The organism is Roseobacter sp. N2S (genome assembly GCF_031454055.1).
GTDB lineage: Bacteria > Pseudomonadota > Alphaproteobacteria > Rhodobacterales > Rhodobacteraceae > Amylibacter.
On the sequence record NZ_JAVDQB010000005.1, the window covers coordinates 204,583 to 223,982 of the forward strand.

At 56.0% G+C, this 19,400-nt stretch carries 17 protein-coding genes; 12 read left to right on the forward strand and 5 right to left on the reverse strand.

Annotated elements, in window-relative coordinates; genetic code table 11:
- The first annotated feature begins 156 nt into the window (after positions 1–156).
- From GGE09_RS13790 to GGE09_RS13820, 7 genes are all read left to right on the forward strand, one after another.
- A complete protein-coding gene (locus GGE09_RS13790) occupies positions 157–1,194 on the forward strand; it encodes a C-terminal binding protein (protein WP_309746727.1) in 1,038 nt (345 codons plus the stop codon).
- A 69-nt stretch (positions 1,195–1,263) separates the two neighbouring features.
- Positions 1,264–2,280: a TRAP transporter substrate-binding protein gene (locus tag GGE09_RS13795; protein WP_309746728.1), complete on the forward strand. Its 1,017-nt coding sequence runs from the start codon at positions 1,264–1,266 to the stop codon at positions 2,278–2,280.
- Positions 2,281–2,370: 90 nt separating this feature from the next.
- Complete coding sequence (locus tag GGE09_RS13800) at positions 2,371–2,970, forward strand: TRAP transporter small permease (RefSeq protein WP_309746730.1); 600 nt, start codon at positions 2,371–2,373, stop codon at positions 2,968–2,970.
- Entirely contained in the window at positions 2,963–4,291 is a 1,329-nt protein-coding gene (locus tag GGE09_RS13805) for a TRAP transporter large permease subunit (protein ID WP_309746731.1), read from the forward strand. The genes GGE09_RS13800 and GGE09_RS13805 overlap by 8 nt, the downstream gene beginning before the upstream one ends.
- Before the next feature lie 36 nt (positions 4,292–4,327).
- The gene (locus GGE09_RS13810; protein WP_309746732.1) at positions 4,328–5,944 is read left to right on the forward strand and encodes a GMC family oxidoreductase; all 1,617 of its coding nucleotides are present in this window, start codon (positions 4,328–4,330) and stop codon (positions 5,942–5,944) included.
- Positions 5,945–5,980: 36 nt separating this feature from the next.
- Complete coding sequence (locus GGE09_RS13815) at positions 5,981–6,823, forward strand: fumarylacetoacetate hydrolase family protein (RefSeq protein ID WP_309746733.1); 843 nt, start codon at positions 5,981–5,983, stop codon at positions 6,821–6,823.
- 208 nt (positions 6,824–7,031) lie between these two features.
- Positions 7,032–8,780: a sugar phosphorylase gene (locus GGE09_RS13820; RefSeq protein WP_309746734.1), complete on the forward strand. Its 1,749-nt coding sequence runs from the start codon at positions 7,032–7,034 to the stop codon at positions 8,778–8,780.
- On the opposite strand, the gene GGE09_RS13825 is transcribed toward GGE09_RS13820, so the two are convergent.
- The 4 genes from GGE09_RS13825 to GGE09_RS13840 form a co-directional block, all read right to left on the reverse strand.
- Positions 8,777–9,997: a glycosyl transferase gene (locus GGE09_RS13825; RefSeq protein ID WP_309746735.1), complete on the reverse strand. Its 1,221-nt coding sequence runs from the start codon at positions 9,995–9,997 to the stop codon at positions 8,777–8,779. The two genes, GGE09_RS13820 and GGE09_RS13825, sit on opposite strands and share 4 nt — an antisense overlap.
- Before the next feature lie 12 nt (positions 9,998–10,009).
- Complete coding sequence (locus tag GGE09_RS13830; RefSeq protein WP_309746736.1) at positions 10,010–10,795, reverse strand: HAD-IIB family hydrolase; 786 nt, start codon at positions 10,793–10,795, stop codon at positions 10,010–10,012.
- A 161-nt stretch (positions 10,796–10,956) separates the two neighbouring features.
- Entirely contained in the window at positions 10,957–11,571 is a 615-nt protein-coding gene (locus GGE09_RS13835; RefSeq protein ID WP_309746737.1) for a hypothetical protein, read from the reverse strand.
- The gene (locus GGE09_RS13840) at positions 11,568–12,290 is read right to left on the reverse strand and encodes a hypothetical protein (protein ID WP_309746738.1); all 723 of its coding nucleotides are present in this window, start codon (positions 12,288–12,290) and stop codon (positions 11,568–11,570) included. Before GGE09_RS13840 ends, GGE09_RS13835 begins: the two co-directional genes overlap by 4 nt.
- Before the next feature lie 160 nt (positions 12,291–12,450).
- On the opposite strand from GGE09_RS13840, the gene GGE09_RS13845 reads away from it, so the two are divergent.
- From GGE09_RS13845 to GGE09_RS13865, 5 genes are read left to right on the forward strand one after another with little or no spacing between them, the layout of a single operon-like run.
- Positions 12,451–13,770, forward strand: a complete 1,320-nt coding sequence (locus GGE09_RS13845; RefSeq protein ID WP_309746739.1) for a homoserine dehydrogenase — start codon at positions 12,451–12,453, stop codon at positions 13,768–13,770.
- Positions 13,767–14,768, forward strand: a complete 1,002-nt coding sequence (locus GGE09_RS13850) for a thiamine pyrophosphate-dependent dehydrogenase E1 component subunit alpha (RefSeq protein ID WP_309746740.1) — start codon at positions 13,767–13,769, stop codon at positions 14,766–14,768. Before GGE09_RS13845 ends, GGE09_RS13850 begins: the two co-directional genes overlap by 4 nt.
- Positions 14,765–15,754, forward strand: a complete 990-nt coding sequence (locus GGE09_RS13855) for an alpha-ketoacid dehydrogenase subunit beta (protein ID WP_309746741.1) — start codon at positions 14,765–14,767, stop codon at positions 15,752–15,754. The genes GGE09_RS13850 and GGE09_RS13855 overlap by 4 nt, the downstream gene beginning before the upstream one ends.
- Complete coding sequence (locus GGE09_RS13860) at positions 15,754–17,004, forward strand: acetoin dehydrogenase dihydrolipoyllysine-residue acetyltransferase subunit (RefSeq protein WP_309746742.1); 1,251 nt, start codon at positions 15,754–15,756, stop codon at positions 17,002–17,004. Before GGE09_RS13855 ends, GGE09_RS13860 begins: the two co-directional genes overlap by 1 nt.
- Before the next feature lie 48 nt (positions 17,005–17,052).
- Positions 17,053–18,021 (forward strand): sugar-binding transcriptional regulator, encoded by a 969-nt coding sequence (locus GGE09_RS13865; protein ID WP_309746743.1) that lies wholly within the window; start codon positions 17,053–17,055, stop codon positions 18,019–18,021.
- Here the strand turns inward: GGE09_RS13865 and GGE09_RS13870 are convergent.
- Positions 18,018–19,340, reverse strand: coding sequence for a hypothetical protein (locus tag GGE09_RS13870; RefSeq protein WP_309746744.1), 1,323 nt, complete (start codon positions 19,338–19,340; stop codon positions 18,018–18,020). The two genes, GGE09_RS13865 and GGE09_RS13870, sit on opposite strands and share 4 nt — an antisense overlap.
- Between the last annotated feature and the right edge of the window lie 60 nt (positions 19,341–19,400).

The window sequence follows — 19,400 nt, forward strand, 5'->3', positions numbered from 1 at the left end:
CGTCCAGCAGGCTCGCTAGCAGAATAGCACGCAATAGACTGATTTTGCGTCGTTATAAAACATTAAAAATACCGGATTGACAAGCTGTGTATATTCTAGAATTCTAGTATGTGAAGTTAACAGCCGCTCCCGCCGAGCGCCCCAAAGAGGTTCCCCATGTCCCGTTTCCGCCTGCTGACGCCCGATGCCCAATACCCTGACGATGCCCAGATTGAACGACAGACCACAGGGGATCAGGTGGATTGGGATATTTTCCGCGCGCGGTCACCGGATCAAATATCAGCCGAGTCGCTGAGCCAATGTGATGCCATGGTGGTCTGGCATGAAATGCCGGTTAACGCCGATCTGATTTCGCGGCTGGAACGCTGCAAAATTATCGTGCGGGCAGGGGTCGGTTTTGACCACATTGATCTGGATGCGGCGGCCAAAGCGGGCATTCCTGTGTGCAACACGCCTGATTACGGCACCAGCGAGGTGGCCGACCACGCCATCGCCCTGATGTTAACTCTGCGGCGCGGCATTGGATCGTACCACAGAAACCTGATGGAATCGCCGCAAACGGGGTTTGACCATGCGCGTGCGCCTTTGCTGGCGCGACTGCGGGGTAAGACCTTTGGTGTGGTCGGATTGGGACGGATTGGGATAGCTACGGCGCTGCGGGCCAAAGCGTTTGGGATGCGGGTGCTGGCCTATGATCCGCTGGTGTCACGGGGCACGGAAATTGCCGCAGGTGTGGATCGCTGTGACCAGCTCGAAGAGTTATTGGCGCAAAGTGATGTGGTCAGTCTGCACTGTCCGCTGACGCCGCAGACCCAAAACATGATGAACGCTGCGCAACTGGCGAAGATGCAGCCCCATGCCATATTGGTTAACACAGCCCGTGGCGGGATCATCGACATTTCCGCCCTGCTGGCTGCATTGCGCAATGGCACAATTGCAGGCGCAGGGATTGATGTGCTGCCAGTGGAACCCCCCAACCCATCCGACGAAATCGCTTTGGCCTATGCAAATGGCAAGGATCCGATCGTGGGCGAGCGGCTGTTTGTTACCCCCCATGCGGCGTGGTCCAGCCCCGAAAGCGTGTCTGACGCCAGACGCCTTTCGGTGGAAACAGCCATGCAATTTTTGACCGAAGGTCGGTTGCGCAACCTTGTGAATACACCTGTCCCAGCATCGCTAAGCGACGTTGCATGACAGCAGAAACACCGGAATGGTCCAAGGGTATGGGATCTTGAATACATGCCCAAACTAGGGAGAAGCACCATGAAATTTACCTCGTTAAGCGCGATCCTCGCGACCTGTTTGATCAGCGGCGCCAGCGTATCTGCGCAAGAATTTAAAATGACTTTCCAATCGGTTGACCCGGCAGGTAACCCGAACTTTGGCATTCAGCAAAAATGGACAGAACGGGTTGCAGCCATGTCCGGGGGGCGCCTGACCATTGATTTGCTGCCTGTCGGCGCCGTTGTGGATTACAACGAAACCCAAGACGCCGTTGGTGCGGGTATTCTGGACGGCCACATCACCGACGTCAGCTATTTCGCTGGCAAAGACCCCGCTTTTGGTCTGGTTGCAAACCCGACAGGGGCTTGGTCTTCACCCGATGAAATGTTTCGTTTTATCAATTACGGTGGCGGCTATGAATTGATGAACGCCTTGGAAGAACCCTATGGTTTGCATTTCATTGGCGCGACAACAACCGGTCTTGAAGGGTTTGTTTCCAAAATTCCTTTGGACGGTGTCGCGGATCTGAAAGGCTTGAAAGTTCGCGCCCCAGAAGGTCTTATCCAAGAGGTCTTCGCGGCCGCAGGGGCTGTTCCCGTTAACCTTCCTTACTCAGAGGTTTACACATCCCTTGATAAAGGTGTGATTGACGCAGCGGATTCCACTGTGTTTTCCACCAATCACCAGCAGGGCCTGCATAAGGTTGCGGTTCACCCCGTCTACCCGGGGTTTCATTCGATGCCTTTGGTTGAGGTGTCGATGAATTTGGACAAATGGAATGCTTTGCCGGCAGATTTGCAGGCGATAATGACGGTTTCAGTGCGCGATTTTGCGCAGGATGCGGTGGCTACTCTGTCCATGAACGACCTGAAAGCCTTTGCCGAGGCGACAGCCGATCCCGCCATCACCGTTCACAACTGGCCCGCAGAAGAGCGTGCAAAATTCCGCACAATCGCAATGGACCAATGGGCGAAAGTGGCCGCGCGGTCGGAAAATGCGCAAAAAGTCTATGACCTTTTGACTGAATATCTGGCCGATCAGGGCTTGTTAAAGTGATCCAAACCGTTCGGGCGCAGTGATACGCGCCCGAACCTTTCTTGGGCGCTGCCCAACATAAAACCACGATTTTCAAATGATTGGCTCGCTATGTCCCCGCCCCCTGATCCTGATCCCCTGTCCCTTACGGCGCCCCATGTCAGCACGCCGGACCAAGAATCTTTGCCGCAGGCTGGATGGCTTGGCTGGTTGATCACCCGCATCGCGCGCCTGTTTGCCGTGGGTATTCTGGTGGCCATGGCCGTGCTCGTGATGGAGGTTTTTCTGCGCTATGTGTTCAACAGTCCGACGATTTGGGCCCATGAAACCACCACTTTCCTAAGTGCGATCACCTTCATTTTCGGCGGTTTATACTGTGTGGCCCGCAACTCGCACATTCGGGTTGTGCTGGTTTATGACCTCGTCAGCCCGCGCCTGCGCCGTATTCTGGATGTTCTGATCTCCATCGCCTGTCTGTGCGCCAGCCTGTTTTTCGCTTGGGCGTCGTGGCTGATGGTGAAAAAGGCGCTGTTTCGCCCTGATGGAAACTTCTTTTTGGAAACAAGCGGTAGCGCGTGGAATTCGCCAGCACCCGCCTTGTTGAAACTGTTCTTACTGCTCGTCTTGATCGCTATGAGCCTACAGTTCCTGATCCTGACTTTCAATTATATGCGCCGCCCAAAAGCGCCACAAGGCTATGACGATGTATGACCTTCTCGATTTCGGATTGAACCTAAAGGCGCTTGGCATCGGCTGGGGAACATTGCTGATGTTCGCCTTGCTGGTCGGCCTGTTGCTGACGGGCGCACCCTTGGCCATGGTCACGCTTTTTGTGGCGCTGATCTTTGCGGTGGGCTGGTTTGGCCCGAACGCGGTGCCGCTGATTACCAGTCGCGTTTACAGTTTTGTGTCGTCTTTTGTTTTCGTTTCCGTGCCGATGTTTGTGCTGATGGCAGCGGTGCTGGATCGATCCGGCATCGCGCGGGATTTGTTTGATGCGATGAAACTGATCGGCGGACGCCTGCGCGGTGGCGTGGCGATCCAGACGATTTTTGTGGCCGTGATCCTTGCGGCCATGAGCGGGATCATCGGTGGCGAGATCGTCTTGCTAGGGCTTGTGGCGCTGCCCCAAATGCTGCGGCTGGGATACAACCGCCGCTTGGCCATTGGCGTGGTTTGTGCGGGGGGCGCGCTGGGAACAATGGTGCCGCCGTCCATCGTGTTGATCATCTATGGTTTGACCGCAAATGTGTCAGTGGGCGATCTGTTCACGGCGTCTTTTTTGCCGGGGTTCATGCTGGCGGGGCTTTATATTCTTTATATTCTGTTTCGGTCCTATACGGACCCGAATGCCGCCCCCGCACCCCCTGAAAACCCCGTTATTCTAAAAGACCACCTACCACTGCTGCGCGGCTTGTTCCTGCCTTTGTTGGTGGTGTTCTTCGTGCTGGGTTCGATCTATGGCGGCATTGCTTCCGTGACCGAGGCTTCGGCCATCGGGGTGGCGGGCGTGATCTTTTCAACCATTTTGCGGCGTGAGTTTTCGTTCAAAATGCTGCTTGATGCCTCGCTTCACACGTTGGCGACGGTGGGGATGATCATGTGGATCGGCATCGGCGCCAGTGCTTTGGTCGGCGTCTATAACCTGATGGGCGGCATCCGGTTTATTTCGCAATTGATTTCGGGGGTTTCGGATTCTCCGACGGTTATCATCTTGTTTATGATGCTTATTCTGTTCGTCTTGGGCATGTTCCTTGACTGGGTTGGCATTGCGCTTTTGACCATGCCGATCTTTGTGCCGATCATCAAAGACCTTGGCTACGATCCGGTCTGGTTCGGCGTTTTGTTTGCCATGAACATGCAAGTGTCCTTCCTGACGCCGCCCTTTGGCCCCGCGGCGTTTTACCTGAAAAGTGTGACGCCGCCGGATATCACCTTGGGTGAGATTTTCCGATCACTGGTGCCATTCATCGTCTTGCAAATGATCGCTGTTGGCCTGTTGGTCGCCTTTCCGGCCATCGCAATCCACTGACGCCACTGCCCCTAAAATCAAACTTCGGATTACCAAATGACACGCAGGTTAGACGGCGAATACGACTATATTATCATTGGTGGGGGTACGGCAGGATGTGTGCTTGCAAACCGCCTGTCGGCCAACCCGCGCAATCGGGTTCTGCTGATCGAGGCAGGCGGAAAGGACAGCTATCCTTGGATTCATATCCCCGTTGGTTATCTGTATTGTATGGGTAATCCGCGTACGGATTGGATGATGAAAACCACCGCAGAGCCCGGATTGAACGGGCGGGCGCTGGCCTATCCGCGGGGCAAAGTGCTGGGCGGGTGCAGTTCGATCAACGGTATGATTTACATGCGCGGTCAAGCGGCGGATTACGACGGTTGGGCGCAAATGGGCAACGCGGGATGGGGTTGGGACGATGTGCTGCCCTATTTCATTCGCTCTGAAGACCGCGCCGAGGGGGAAAGCCTGCTGCACGGAGCAGGGGGGGAATGGAAAGTCGCGCGCCAGCGGTTGAAATGGGATTTGCTGGATGATTTTCAAACGGCGGCGGCGCAAATGGGCATTCCTTCCACTTCGGATTTCAACAGCGGCAGCAATGAAGGTGCGGGTTATTTTGAGGTTAATCAGAAAGCTGGACGTCGATGGAGCACAGCCCGTGCCTTTCTAAACCCAGCTTTGAAACGCCCCAATCTGCGGCTGCTGACCCAGACCCATGTGCAGCGTATAACCTTTGAAAATGGCCGTGCCACGGGGGTTCAGATGTCCTGTAAGGGCGAAGATCTACGGGCCACTGCAAAGGCTGAAATCCTGTTGGCGGCCGGGGCAATCCATTCGCCTGCCGTGTTGGAAGCCTCGGGGATCGGCCAGCCGCAACGGCTGAAAGATGCGGGCCTAGAAGTGCAACTGGACTCTCCCGATGTGGGGGAGAACCTGCAAGACCACCTGCAATTGCGTATGGTGTTTCGGGTGGAAAATGCCCGCACATTGAACCAGATCGCCAATTCCCTGTCTGGTAAAATCGCTATGGGCGCGCAGTATTTGTGGAACCGCTCTGGTCCGCTGTCGATGGCCCCAAGCCAGTTTGGGATTTTCACGCGCAGTGACCCCAGATTGGCCACGCCCGATTTGGAATATCACATTCAGCCCCTGTCTACAGATCGGTTGGGAGAGCCTTTGCACCCCTATCCCGCCGTGACGGTGTCCGTGTGCAATTTGCGCCCCGAAAGCCGTGGATCGAGCCATATTTCCGCCAAGGGGATTAGGGGGATTGGGCATTCCCCTGATATTTCCCCGCGCTACCTAAGTTCCCGCGCGGATATTGATGTGGCGGTGGCCTCTTTGCGGCAGGCCCGCCGATTGATGACCATGCCTGCTTTGCAAAAATACGCACCTCATGAAAATCTACCCGGTGCGCAGATTGCTGATGATGCTGATCTGGCACGCGCCGCAGGGGACATCGGCACGACCATTTTCCACCCTGTCGGCACCTGCCGTATGGGGGGGGATGATCGCGCGGTGGTTGACCCTGAATTGCGCCTGCGCGGGGTTACCGGGCTGCGGGTGGTGGACGCCTCGATCATGCCACGGATTGTGTCGGGGAACACGGCCTCCCCGGTTGTGATGATCGCGGAAAAAGCCGCTGATATGATCCTTGGTACAAAGTAATCGCACGATAAATACCCGTTTTTGAAAGGAAAAGTGATGAAATACCTCCGTTTTGGCCCAGTGGGTCTGGAAAAGCCTGCGTGTCTGGATGCACAGGGTCAAATCCGCGATCTGTCAGGTTTGATCGCAGATTTTACGCCTACGACTGTCACGATTGAGACGCTGAACAAATTGGCGGGCACCGATCTGTCAACGCTGCCCATCGTGCCCCCTGAAACCCGCATTGGCGCTTGTGTTGGGGCGGCGCGAAATTTCTATGCGGTTGGTTTGAATTATGCCCGCCACGCCCGCGAAACCAACAACCCCGAACCCGCAGAGCCAGTGCTGTTCTCAAAAGCCACCTCATGTATTAGCGGCCCGAATGACCCGATTATTCTGCCCAAAGGGTCAACCAAAACCGATTGGGAGGTGGAACTGGGCATCGTGATCGGTCGCAACTGCGATTATGTCAGTGAAGCCGAGGCGTTGGATTGTGTGGCGGGGTATTGCACCATTAATGATGTCAGCGAGCGGGCCTATCAATTGGAACAGGGCGGGCAGTGGATCAAAGGCAAATCCGCGCCGAGCTTTGGCCCCATCGGCCCGTGGCTGGTCACACCGGATGAGGTGGGCGATCCGCAGAACCTTGCGTTAAACCTGTCGGTGAATGGTACGATGCATCAAAGCAGCTCCACCGCTGATATGATCTTTGGCGTGGCTGAAATCATTGCCTATATGTCCCGTTTCATGCGCCTGCTGCCCGGCGATATTATCGCAAGCGGAACCCCCGAAGGGGTGGGGCTGGGCCTGAATCCACCGCAATTCCTGCGCGATGGGGATGTGGTTGAACTGTCTGTTGCGAGTCTGGGGACGCAACGTCAAGTTGTCCAAAGGCAGTGAAACAGGCCCCCGCCCATCAGTTGTGACGTGCGGGGGCTTCGTGTCTTGCGTAATTTTTGTGCAGCTTTGGCCTTCTTTGGCTAGGGGATACCCACAGCCACTTCCAAACCCAACCTATGGAACTTCTTTTCGGGTTCAACTCGCTTAGCTGAAACTTGCGTGTTAGCTTTTGAATTGAAACGAATTAAAACAGGCGAGTATTGGAAGCATGACAGACACCGCGCGTTCCCTTGGCCCGAAGCTGGCGTCTATTTTACAGCGGATCTATCCTGACCTTGATGCGGATATTCTGTCCTCGCTGGTGATTGAGGCGTTCTGGCCTGAAGGATCATCGCGGCGCAAACGGGGGCGGGTTCCGGGCAATACGCTGTGGTCAGAGCAGGACGCCCTGCTGATCACCTATGGCAATTCGATTGTGGATGGTGCCCATAAACCGCTGGATTTGCTTTATGATTTTTTGGGGACTTATTTGGAAGGTACGTTAAACAGCGTCCATATCCTGCCGTTTTTTCCCTATACGTCGGATGATGGATTTGCGGTGTCTGATTTTCGCGCGGTCAATCCGCAACTGGGCGACTGGCCTGATATTCAGCGTATTGCGGGTAAGTTCAATCTGATGTCTGATCTGGTGCTGAACCATGTGTCCAGTCAGGGCAGTTGGTTTAATGCCTATCGCCAGGGTCAAGCGCCTTATGACCGCTTCTTTTTCGAAGCCTCGCCCCAAGATGACCTTAGTACCGTGGTGCGCCCCCGCACAACGCCCCTGCTGCAAGAGGTCGAAACCGCCAATGGGCCGCGCCATGTGTGGTGTACTTTCAGTCATGACCAGATTGATCTGGATTTCCGCAATCCAGAAGTTTTGTTAGAATTCCTGCGCATTATCCGCCTGCATGTGGACAATGGGGTGGAAATTATCCGCCTTGATGCGGTGGCCTTCCTGTGGAAGGAAATTGGGTCTCCGTCGATCCACTTACCCCAGACCCATGCGGTGATCCAGCTGATGCGGGTGCTGTGTGATTACGCCTCGGAAAAGATCATTTTGCTCACTGAAACCAATGTGCCAAAGGCCGAAAACCTAAGTTATTTCGGTGCGGGACGTGAGGCCCATGCGATCTATAATTTCCCGCTGCCGCCGCTGATTTTACATGCGATGATGTCTGGAAACGCGCAGTATTTGCACAAATGGCAGCGCGCCATGCCCCCCGCGCCAATGGGCTGTGCCTATCTGAATTTCACTGCTAGCCACGACGGCATTGGCATGCGCCCGGCCGAAGGATTGCTGCCCGAAGACGAAAAGCAACAGGTGATTGACACTGTCAAAGACCTTGGCGGGCTGGTGTCTATGCGCAGTTTGCCAGATGGCGGAGAAAGCCCGTATGAGCTGAACACCACCTTTTATGCCGCCATGTCGCGCACCTTTAACGGCATCGACGCCCACCATCACGCGCGGTTCATCTGTTCGCAAACCATCGTCATGTCGCTGGAAGGTATTCCTGCGTTTTACATCCACGCGATGCTGGCCACACCCAATGATCACGAACAGGTCGAACACCGCGGCATGAGCCGTGCCATCAATCGCCACCGCTGGGATTACCCCACATTGCGGGCCTTGCTAGCAGATCGCGACAGCCCACAAGCTCTTGTTATGGCGTCTTTATCTGAACGGTTGCGGATCCGCAAAAAGCAAGCAGCCTTTCATCCAAATGCGACGCAGTTCACCGTAAACCTACATGATCTAAGGGTGTTTGCTGTCTGGCGGCAAAGCATTGATCGCGCACAATCTATTTTTGCGCTGCACAATGTCAGCGACGAAACCATCAGTGTATCGGCGGCTTTGTTGAACCTGATCGAGGATGAAGACTGGGTTGATCTGCTGGGGGATGCCAGCTTTGACGCAGGGGCCGACGGCATTACGCTGGCCCCGTATCAATGTATGTGGATCACTAATCGACGCTAGGAAAACTCCGCCTCATCCGCAGCCGCGGCACGGTGCAATGCTGCCAGAAAACCGGGTGCTGCGGCGTGAATCCGGTTCCATGTGGGGATAAACGGCGTTTCATGGGGGTTGTCCAAAAAGAACTGTCCAGCCCGCATGATATTTTCGGTAAACAGTTCAATCGCGCGTTCCTCGGCATGACGATCAATGCTCAGCCCGTTCATTTTCGCATCGTTATAATAGGCGTCCAACAGGTCAAGTGCGCAGCGATAATAGGTGGCCTTTAGGGTGCGGAACACATTTGGTGTAAACACCGTGCCATCAGCGGCCAGTTTGCGGAACAGGGCCTTACAAATATCAGTAGACATGCGGTTCAGCCCCGCGTTCACGTCCGCCTCGCTTAGGTCTTGGTGTTTGTGGTCGTAATTATCCGCAATTTCCACCTGACAGACGGCTTTCGGGGCCAGATTACGCCAAGCTTCTGACAGCACGCCGATTTCCAGACCCCAATCGGACGGAATACGCAAATCTGGCAGAATGGATGTGCGCATGGCGAATTCGCCTGACAGCGGATAGCGGAAACTGCGCAGGTAATCGATGTAATCCCGATCCCCCACCACCCGTTTCAATGCAATCAACAGCGGGCTGACCAGCAAGCGGGACACACGCCCGTTCAGCTTGCTTTGACCCACGCGGGCATAATAGCCCTTGGCCACTTGATAGGGGAAATTGGCATTGGCCACGGGATAGATCAATCGCGCCAGCAATTCATTGGTGTAGGTGACAATATCACAGTCGTGAATCGCCATCACGGCGCTGTCTTCACAGGCAATCAAATAGCCAATGGCCGTCCAGACGTTTTTACCCTTGCCCTGTTCAGAGGGAGCCAGCCCCATTTCGGCCAGTTGTTGTTCCAGCGCCAACATGCGGGGGCTGTCGTTCCAGATCACGATGTGGTTTTGCTTTAGCCCTTTGAAGAATTCTTTGGCGTGGCGAAACTGGGCTTCATCGGCGCGATCCAACCCGATAATAATGCGGTTCAGATAGGTGACCCGCGACAATTCATCGAGGATTTTGGGCATCGCATCGGTTGCCAATTCGCTGTACAGACAGGGTAACACCAGCGCCATCTTGCGATTTTGCGCAAAAGTTTCAAGCTCGTAGGTCATTTCTGCCAGTGACTGCGTGCGCAGGTTATGCAGCGTTGCGATATTTCCGTTCTGATGGAAATCAGCCATAGGTTTTCTTCCTTATTTCATATCGAGTTGCTTGATCAAATCAAGCATCGCCGTGTTCCAACCCGCAGGACCGACTTGTGTGGTGCGAATGATCCGACCGGTCTTTTCGCCCGCCAGAACGGGCAAAGGATCACGGTGCGGGTTTGCAATAATGACCCCGAAATCGGCGGTCTCTAGCATTTCAACATCGTTGGGTGCATCCCCAAGTGCGACCGTGGTATGCGGTTTATATGCGGCAATGATCTGCGCCATTTGATCGGCTTTGGTTTGGCCAAAAGACAGGGTCAAAAACCGCCCGCCCTCGCGCCCTGTGACACCTTGTTCGGCGAGGGCGTTCAGAAAGTCGCTGCGCTGTGCGGCGGTGCCCGACCACAGGCCAGGCTCGGAAAATGCCCGCTGCCGCGCAAGCCTGGCATCCGCCGCGTTTAGACCCGTTAGCGTTGCGATTTGGGACTCATCCATATCTCCGAACCCACGAAAGGGCGCTCGCAGGTTTGCTGGAAGGCCGTTCAGGATGGCACGTAACCTAGCATAGGCTGTATTTTCAGGTGCACTTTGGCTGTTCGGTGCCAATACCCCTGCGCCATTTTCAACAATCGCAGGCCAGTTTTGCAGGCTAAGCTGTTGTCGCAGCGTGATAATCTCGGGGGCGGTCTTGCTGCTGGCCAATACAATCCCAGCCCCAACCTCCCGCAAAATATCCAAGGCAGGCGCGGCGGCATCCCAACGATAATCAGTGTGGGAGAGTAAACTTCCGTCGAGATCGGTAAAAACAAGCAACGGTATTTTTGGGTTCATGCCGTTGATTTAGCGCCGAATGAAATTTCGTTGCAACAGGGTAGGGCTTACGTGGGGTTTTCGCAGACTTATCCCTGTAGATTTGGGCGTAAATTGCACATTTTATAGGCAAATGCCCAATAAGCACACAGATCTGGCACGGTGCAGGTCGGTTTGACGCGCTAATGGCGGTTTGGGGCAAAGTCTAAAATCGTGGTGTCATTCCCCCAGCGGAACACGTCGCGGGCGGCCCAATTCGGGGTCTCTCCCGCGAACAGATCAAGAAAGGGAATGGCGAGACTTGGATCTTCTGTCACGTTCTCGCGGAAGGATTGCCATGTGCGGATATCGTCCCGTTCGGCGGGGCGCGCGGCTGAATTCAGGGTGTCTTCACCGAATTCTTCGACCAAAATGGCAGCGCGTATGGCCAGACAATAGCTGACATAGGCATGGCCTTCGGGCCAAAAATCCTGTGGTGCGGAAAGGTCGTTTTTCCCATATGCTTGCGGGCAGCAGAGCGGCTTATGGCGGATCATAGAGCGCAGCATCAGACCTGCGGCAAAGCCGATAAACCTTTCCCGCTCAGATGGGTCTTGCGGGTTTTGCGTTACAAAAGCTTTGCGCCAATCCAAGAATACCCGCCCCATCGCGTGATCCGAGGTTTCATACACCATGCCCGTTGCGGCAGATTGCGCGGCGATTTCAGTTGTGAACGAGGCCGTAAACCAGCGGAACCGTTGCAAAGCACGGCGCAGCGGCAAGTGAACTGGTTGCCCGAATATCTGTTCGACGTTCATATCATATCGGCGTGCTGGCGCAGGAGAGCGGCGATGTGGGTTGCGTTATCCACAGGCTCTGCCGCGGCATGGATTTCTGCGGCGATCAGATCGGTGATGGTGATGGCATAGCTTAGAATGCGGATTTCATCGTCCAAATCAACAGAGCGTTCAGCCAGCAAAAACAAGGCGGCGGCAAAGGCGGCGCTGCGCAATTGGGCAATGCGTTCCGGCGTCATGCGCGGGGACGGGAATGTGTCGGGTGACGGTCCAAGCCCATGGGACACTACCGCAAACATCGCGGCTGCAGCACGGGCAGACGGGTCTGCATCGGTTGCGGTTTTTGACAGGGCTTCATCCAGTGCCAATGTCACGACAGTTTCGCTGATGAAAAACTGCGGGGTGTTATCTTGGCGGGCCAAAGCCACTTCTAGCGCCCAGGCAACAACCCGTCCAGTTGCGGCCAAATCCGACGGATTAGCATCTGTCAGAAAGGCCGTGGCCTGCCGGATTTCCGATGCAGAGGGCCGCCAGATGGTCAGGCTGTCATTGTAAATCACTTCGGCGCGCTGTCCGATCTGGGACAGGGTATCGCGCACCGGATCGGGCAGGTGGGACACAACGGGCTGTGCCAAAGCCATCGGAATCCGCGCTGCCTGTTGCACGCCACGGAACAGGTCACGCAACGGTATCGCAAGGTCTTCGGGTCTTGGAATGCGCAACGGGGGACGCGGTGTCATTTGCATAAGATCCTTATGGTCTGGAGCGCCAGAAAAACACCGCACTCCAGAGCTGTTTTATAGCATAGAGGCGGGGGATGTGGAAGTGAACATATATATTGACAACTGAACGAAAGTTCAATTTAGTTAAAGGCTAAAACCCACAGAGAGGAAATGAGTCATGGCAAGAAATGTCGCCCTGACAGGCTTTGCACGAGAATTGTCAGACCGTGCAAAACCGGTGCGCATCGGCTTGATTGGCTCTGGCGAGATGGGCACGGATATTGTCAGCCGCACGGCCATGATGGACGGCGTTGATGTGGCGGCCATCGCCGAAATTCGTCCCCAAGCGGCCCATGATGCGGTGGCTACGGCTTACGGGGAAACCGGCCACAGCGTTGATGCCAGTTCCACCGATGCGCTGAATCGTGTGATCGAGGATGGTCACATCGCCATCGCATCAGACGCCATGCAAATGTTCGAAAGCGGGCTGATCGACGTGGTGATTGACGCCACGGGTGTACCTGCCGTGGGGGCCGAACTAGGCTTGGCCGCGATGGAGCGGGGCAAACATCTGGTGATGATGAATGTGGAAGCTGACGTTACAATCGGCGCCTTCCTGCGGTCCGAGGCCGAGCGTCTTGGTGTGGTCTATTCGCTGGGCGCAGGGGATGAACCGTCCTCCTGCATGGAGCTGATCGAATTCGCCACATCCATGGGTCATGACATCGTTTGTGCGGGCAAAGGTAAGAACAATCCGTTGAATTTCGATGCGATTCCAGATGATTACATGGCCGAGGCCAAGGCTCGCAACATGAATGCCCGCATGTTGGTTGAATTTGTAGACGGGTCTAAAACCATGGTGGAAATGGCCGCAATCGCCAATGCCACGGGCTTGATCCCTGACCGCCCCGGCATGCATGGGCCAAACGCTGGCCCCAAAGAACTGGCCAATGTGCTGATCCCCGAAAGTGACGGTGGTATCCTAAGCGGTTCGGGGCGGGTTGATTTTTCCGTGGGGCAGGGGCTGGCCCCAGGTGTGTTTGTTGTGGTCCATGCCCAGCACCCCCGTATTCACGAACGGATGCGCGATCTGAAAATGGGCGAGGGTCCGTATTTCACCTTTGTGCGCCCTTATCATCTGACCTCACTCGAAGTGCCGCTGACCTGCGCGCGTGCGGTTCTGCACGGTAAAGCCGATATGGTGCCGCTCGATCGTCCCGTGGCCGAGGTTTGTGCGCTGGCGAAACGGGATATGCAAGTGGGCGAAACGCTCGACCAGATTGGCGAATATTGCTACCGCGCTTGGGTGATGGAAGCAGGCGAGGCCCGCTCCCTTGGGGCCATCCCCTGTGGCTTGCTGACAGGGGGGCGTGTGACCGCGCCAATCCGGAAAGGTGAATTGATCACCACCGCCAATGCTGCACCGCCTGTTGGGTCTGGCATCGCCGCTATGCGTGCGAAACAAGACGCAATGATCTTTGGGGCTGGGCACAAATGAGCGACGCAAACGACCCTTGGGCGATCCGCAAGCTGACGCCCGAAACCCTGCGTGAATCCCTGCGCAAAATGTACCTGATCCGCAAATTCGAAGAGGGCGCCGAAGACAGTTACACCCGTGGCTTGATCCACGGCACCATGCACCTGTCCATCGGCCAAGAGGCCAGCGCGGTCGGGGCCTGCGTCGGACTAAGCGACAGTGACAAGATCACATCAACCCATCGCGGACATGGCCATTGCGTGGCCAAAGGCGCTGATATGGGCCGGATGTTTGCGGAGTTTTTTGGCAAGGAAACAGGCTATTGTCGCGGGCGAGGCGGCTCCATGCATATCGCCGATGTGGAAAAAGGCAACCTTGGGGCTAACGGCATTGTCGGGGGCGGATTGCCGATTGCTGTGGGCGCTGCCCTTAGTGCGAAACGGCTCAATACGGGGGCTGTAACCGTCTGTTTCTTTGGCGATGGGGCCAACAACGAAGGCGCATTCCATGAGGCGTTGAACATGGCCTCGGTCTGGAAATTGCCTGTGGTGTTCTTCTGCGAAAACAACCGCTACGGCATGTCTACATCCACCGAACGATCAACAGCGGTGAAACAAATCGCTGACCGCGCGGCGGGATATTCCATGCCAGGTGTCACCGTGGACGGCAATGATTTTTCCGCCGTAGCGGAAGTCATGGCAACCGCCACAGAGCGTGCAAAAGCAGGGAACGGGCCAAGCCTGATTGAATCCATGACCTATCGCTGGCGCGGGCATTCCAAATCGGATCGCAACCGCTATCGCACCAAAGAGGAAATTGCTGACTGGATGGACCGTGACCCGATACCGCGGATGGCTGAAATGCTGATCGCCCATGGTATTATGGATGCACAAGGCGTTACCGCGATGGAAAACGACGCCGACCAAACCATTGCCCAAGCCATTGAATTTGCCGCCAGCAGCCCTGCGCCCAATCTAGCCGATCTGACCTGCGACGTTTACACAAGGCCCCTGATATGAGCCGCGAAATTTCTTATGCCGAGGCTATCCGCGAGGCCATGAACATTGCGTTATCCGAGGATGAACGCACTGTTTTAATGGGAGAAGACATCGGCGTTTACGGCGGTGCCTTTCAGGTCACAGGCGATCTGATTGACACTTACGGGCCTGATCGGGTGATGGATACGCCGATTTCAGAACTGGGCGGCGCTGGCGTGGCTGTGGGCGCGGCAATGACGGGTCTGCGGCCGATTTTTGAATTCCAGTTTTCCGATTTTGCCGCGCTGGCCATGGAACAAATCGTCAACCAAGCCGCCAAACTGCGCTTTATGCTGGGGGGGGCTGTGTCAATTCCGTTGGTGATGCGGTTTCCGGCTGGCTCTGGCACGGGGGCGGCGGCGCAACACAGCCAAAGTCTCGAGGCATGGCTGGCCCATGTTCCGGGTTTGAAAGTCCTGCAACCTACCACGCCGTATGATGCCAAAGGCCTGCTGTTAGCGGCAATCGACGATCCTGATCCGGTGATGATCTTTGAACACAAGCTGCTTTACAAAATGAAAGGCGAGGTGCCAGAGGGGCGTTATACCGTACCTATCGGCAAAGCTGCGGTGCGCCGTGAAGGCCATGATGTTACCATCGTTGCCACCTCTATCATGGTTCACAAGGCGCTTGAGGCCGCAAAAACACTGGCGGAAACCGGGATAAACGCCGAGGTGATCGACCTGCGCTGCATCCGCCCCATTGACCGCGAAACCGTGCTTGGTTCTGTGCGTAAAACCGGACGTTTGGTCTGTGTCTATGAGGCGGTGAAAACCCTTGGCATTGGCGCGGAAATCAGCGCGATGGTGGCAGAAAGCGATGCGTTTGATTACCTTGACGCGCCGATTGTACGGCTGGGCGGGGCGGATTGCCCGATCCCTTACAATCCTGATCTGGAAAAGGCCGCAGTACCACAAGTGCCTGATATTATTACAGCTGTGCGCGATCTGGTTGAGGGCCGCCGCTGATGCCAACCACTGTCATCATGCCCAAAGTGGACATGGATATGTCCCACGGCACCCTGTCTGTCTGGCATGTGACCGAAGGCGCGACTGTCTCCAAAGGGGATCCGCTTTTTGACATCGAAACCGACAAAGCCGCGATGGAGGTGGAAAGCCCCGCCAGCGGTACGTTACACCATATTATCGCGCTTGAGGGCGCTGTTATTCCCATCGGACAAACCGTGGCATGGATTTATGCCGAAGGAGAGGACGTTGGGGACCCCCCTGCAGCTTTGGCACAAAACGACACCGCCCCCCCCGCCAAAGCTGCAGAGCCCGAGGTGACATCGGCCCCCCCACCGCCGCAAAAACAAAACAGCCCTGCTGAACCGGTTATTGCCACAGGTGCGGGTCTGCGCGCGACCCCGTTGGCGCGCCGGCTGGCCAAGGAACGGGATTATCCCCTTTATGACATCACAGGCAGCGGCCCACGCGGGCGTATCCAGGCCAGCGATGTTCCTGACAATACCACCCGCGCGCCTGTGATCCACACGCAGGGGCGCGATGTTCCCTTGGTTCTGATCCATGGCTTTGCCAGTGACCCTGCCAGCTGGGCTCGTCTGGAACGGGAACTGGCTGGGCGGCGTGTGATCCGCATGGAACTGCCGGCCCACGGGCGATTGATCCACGATGTACCGCGCAGTTTCGCTGATCTGACCCGCCAGATGCGGCAGGCGTTTGATGCAATTGGCGAGGAAACCGTCCACCTTGTCGGGCATTCCTTGGGCGCGGCTGCGGCGTTGGCGATTGCTGACACTAGATCGCGCCGCGTATCCCGGCTGACGCTGATTTCCCCCGCGGGTTTGGGGCCTGAAATCAACGGGGCGGCCTTGACGGGGATCGCCAGTGCAAGCCGTGTGGAAAGCCTCGGCCCTTGGTTGCGCACATTGACCCATGACCTCGCTTTGATCAGCGATGGTTATATACGCGCGGTGATGCAACAACGCCAGAACCCCGATTTGCGGCAGGCACAGCTAACCCTTGCAGACGGGGTTTTCCCCGAAGGCGTGCAGGCATTTGATCTACGCGCCGCCCTTGATCGGGTGGAAATGCCCACGCGGATCATCTGGGGGAAATCAGATCGGATCATCCCCTGGAAACACGCCTTTTGCGCGCCGGGGCGGGTCTCGTTGAACCTGTTTGAACACACAGGACACATGCCGCAGCTAGAACGTACCGCAGAGATCGCTTTTCTGTTGCGACAAGAGGCTGAATAAAGTTCCTTGGGGGCACACAACCTTAACGGATAGGAAGGCCACTGTCCCATGGCACCACCGCACGCCCAAAGAGCCCGCACAAAATCCGATGCCGGAGACGAGCTGCGCCTGCGCGCCGCGTGGATTTATTATATGGAGGGCGAAACCCAAAGTAATGTGGCCGCCATCCTTGGGGTCAATCGCATCACCGTGACCCGCCTGTTATCAGAAGCCCGCCGTCGCGGTGAGGTCACGATTCAAATCAAAGGCGAACTGGCCTCACTGATTGAATTGCAGCGGGATCTGGAAAAACGTTTTGGGCTGGAACGGGCGATAGTGGCGCCTGTATCTGATGCAAAAGCCGATCCGACTGCGGTGATTGCGGCGGCGGCAGGGGCCCATATTTCGGCGTTGATGCGGGCGGGATTAACCATTGGCGTTGGCTGGGGGCGCACCTTGCACGAAAGCCTGCCCCATATTGAGGGGCGCAATCTAAAAGACGTGCGCGTGGTGTCTTTGTTGGGTGGCATAATGGAGGCGCGGCGGTTTAATCCAGCGGAATTCGCATGGCGGTTCGCGGAATTATTTGAAGCAGAAGGCTACCTTATCCCCGCACCAGCCCTTGTTGATAGCGCGGATGCCCGAAAGGTTCTGCTGGATCAATGCGGCTTGGAACATGTGTTCAAAATGGCCCAAACCGCCGAAATTGCAGTCTTTGGGGCGGGCGGAATTTCTGAAGGTTCGACCACGTATAAACTGGGCCATCTTAACGAATCCGAGCGCAAATCGTTGACCGAGGCCGGTGCTGTTGGCGATGTCCTTTACAACTTTATTGACGGGGACGGGGTTCCGGTAAATCATCCGATCAATGATCGTGTGATTTCGGTCGATCTAGAATCCTTGGCGAATATCCCGCAGCGGGTCTTGGTGTCTGGCGGCAGTGATAAAACCGTGGTGATCAAGGCTGCAATCCGCGCGGTTTCGCCAACGGTTTTGGTTACAGATGAATTAACCGCGCGCAGCTTGTTAAAAGCTTAACCCCTACAAATCAGCGCGTTCAAATCCGATAAAACCATCTGCGCCCCAGCAAAACGCAGGGCGTTTCTGTCACCGATCCGTGCTTTGGGCGCAAAGCCGAAAGCCGGCATAAATCCGTTTTGTGCCATGCCGATTCCAGTACTACTGGCGTCGATCAAAAGGGTGTTTCGAGGTCCATGTCCATAGGTGTTTGCAACCGTTGTCAGACGGTTTTCGGGGGTTAGAAAGTGGATCGGGCCGAAAGGTTTCAGCGCCGCCAAGGACGGAAGCTGTTGCGCAGCATTCACCCTTTGGGGACGGCCATAGGATATGATGCCAACGTCGATCCCACCGCTCAAAAGCCTTTGCAGCAGGTCTTGCAACCCTGGCATCACTTCCAGTTCCTCTGCGTCACGGGCGATAAGCCGTTGATCCAGTTTCGTGGCAAAACCACCCGGACAAAGTTGGCCTGTTCGCTCCGCCACATAGGTCATGGCGGCTGAAATCGGTTGCCCGAAAAACCGGTCGTGCGTCTGATCTGGCGTCAGTTTGGCGTTATATTCGTTCAGCAGAGAACATAGTTCGGCAGCGTCGATCCGGCTGGTATGTGCCGCCACCCCTTCAAAGGCGATCAGCACTAGGCGGGTGGCAGGTGGCAATTCTACCTGATCAGCGTCAGACACAAGGCGCAGTCCGAAATTTTCAGATGACTGAGCGGGCAAATCGGGTTGGGTATGTCGTTCGGCCAGTTTCCACAGGCGATTGCCAAAGCCCCCTGCGGGATCATCGGTCATTGGCAGTTGCAGGGGCGAAGGCTCGTTTGCGATCTGTTCCAGAAAGCGGATGGCGGCGCCGCGATCCATGGCGATTTCTTCGCTAAAATCCCGCCACAGTTCCGGATCATCCAGCCGATCCGGTTTGCGCGTGTCGAGCCAGAAATCCTGCCCCAGTATGGCTTGGCGGATGGTGTGGCAGTAGCTGGCGTAAAGGTATTCCTCGGGGTGCTGAAAGGCAGGCGCGTTTGAATCAACCTGCTTGGGCAGGGCATTTACCGTCACGGGTTTTTTGCGCAGCAGTTCATGAAACATCATGCCCGCCGCAAATCCCACATAGCTGCGCCGCACCATTCTGGATGCGGGTTTTTGGCTATCAAACGCGCGGTGCCAAGACAAAAACGTATCCGCCAGCAGACGGTCGCTGAGGTTATAATCCACCCCGATTTGCGCTGCCATTGCTGCCATCCGCGCCCGAAACGAACGTTCGAACCATCGCATTTGCCGCACGGATTTCCGTGTGGGCAAAGGCATTCCCGTGGTTTCATCAACTGCGGCAGAGCACATGGCGCGGTCTCGTTTGTGGTGGCGTTTTGATCAGTATAAACCGCCCGTCGCAAAGTTACA

Coding starts and splice junctions, on each gene's coding strand:
- GGE09_RS13790 (WP_309746727.1), top strand. CDS start 157: ATGTCCCGTTTCCGCCTGCTGACGCCCGATGCCCAATACCCTGACGAT.
- GGE09_RS13795 (WP_309746728.1), top strand. CDS start 1,264: ATGAAATTTACCTCGTTAAGCGCGATCCTCGCGACCTGTTTGATCAGC.
- GGE09_RS13800 (WP_309746730.1), top strand. CDS start 2,371: ATGTCCCCGCCCCCTGATCCTGATCCCCTGTCCCTTACGGCGCCCCAT.
- GGE09_RS13805 (WP_309746731.1), top strand. CDS start 2,963: ATGTATGACCTTCTCGATTTCGGATTGAACCTAAAGGCGCTTGGCATC.
- GGE09_RS13810 (WP_309746732.1), top strand. CDS start 4,328: ATGACACGCAGGTTAGACGGCGAATACGACTATATTATCATTGGTGGG.
- GGE09_RS13815 (WP_309746733.1), top strand. CDS start 5,981: ATGAAATACCTCCGTTTTGGCCCAGTGGGTCTGGAAAAGCCTGCGTGT.
- GGE09_RS13820 (WP_309746734.1), top strand. CDS start 7,032: ATGACAGACACCGCGCGTTCCCTTGGCCCGAAGCTGGCGTCTATTTTA.
- GGE09_RS13825 (WP_309746735.1), bottom strand. CDS start 9,997: ATGGCTGATTTCCATCAGAACGGAAATATCGCAACGCTGCATAACCTG.
- GGE09_RS13830 (WP_309746736.1), bottom strand. CDS start 10,795: ATGAACCCAAAAATACCGTTGCTTGTTTTTACCGATCTCGACGGAAGT.
- GGE09_RS13835 (WP_309746737.1), bottom strand. CDS start 11,571: ATGAACGTCGAACAGATATTCGGGCAACCAGTTCACTTGCCGCTGCGC.
- GGE09_RS13840 (WP_309746738.1), bottom strand. CDS start 12,290: ATGACACCGCGTCCCCCGTTGCGCATTCCAAGACCCGAAGACCTTGCG.
- GGE09_RS13845 (WP_309746739.1), top strand. CDS start 12,451: ATGGCAAGAAATGTCGCCCTGACAGGCTTTGCACGAGAATTGTCAGAC.
- GGE09_RS13850 (WP_309746740.1), top strand. CDS start 13,767: ATGAGCGACGCAAACGACCCTTGGGCGATCCGCAAGCTGACGCCCGAA.
- GGE09_RS13855 (WP_309746741.1), top strand. CDS start 14,765: ATGAGCCGCGAAATTTCTTATGCCGAGGCTATCCGCGAGGCCATGAAC.
- GGE09_RS13860 (WP_309746742.1), top strand. CDS start 15,754: ATGCCAACCACTGTCATCATGCCCAAAGTGGACATGGATATGTCCCAC.
- GGE09_RS13865 (WP_309746743.1), top strand. CDS start 17,053: ATGGCACCACCGCACGCCCAAAGAGCCCGCACAAAATCCGATGCCGGA.
- GGE09_RS13870 (WP_309746744.1), bottom strand. CDS start 19,340: ATGTGCTCTGCCGCAGTTGATGAAACCACGGGAATGCCTTTGCCCACA.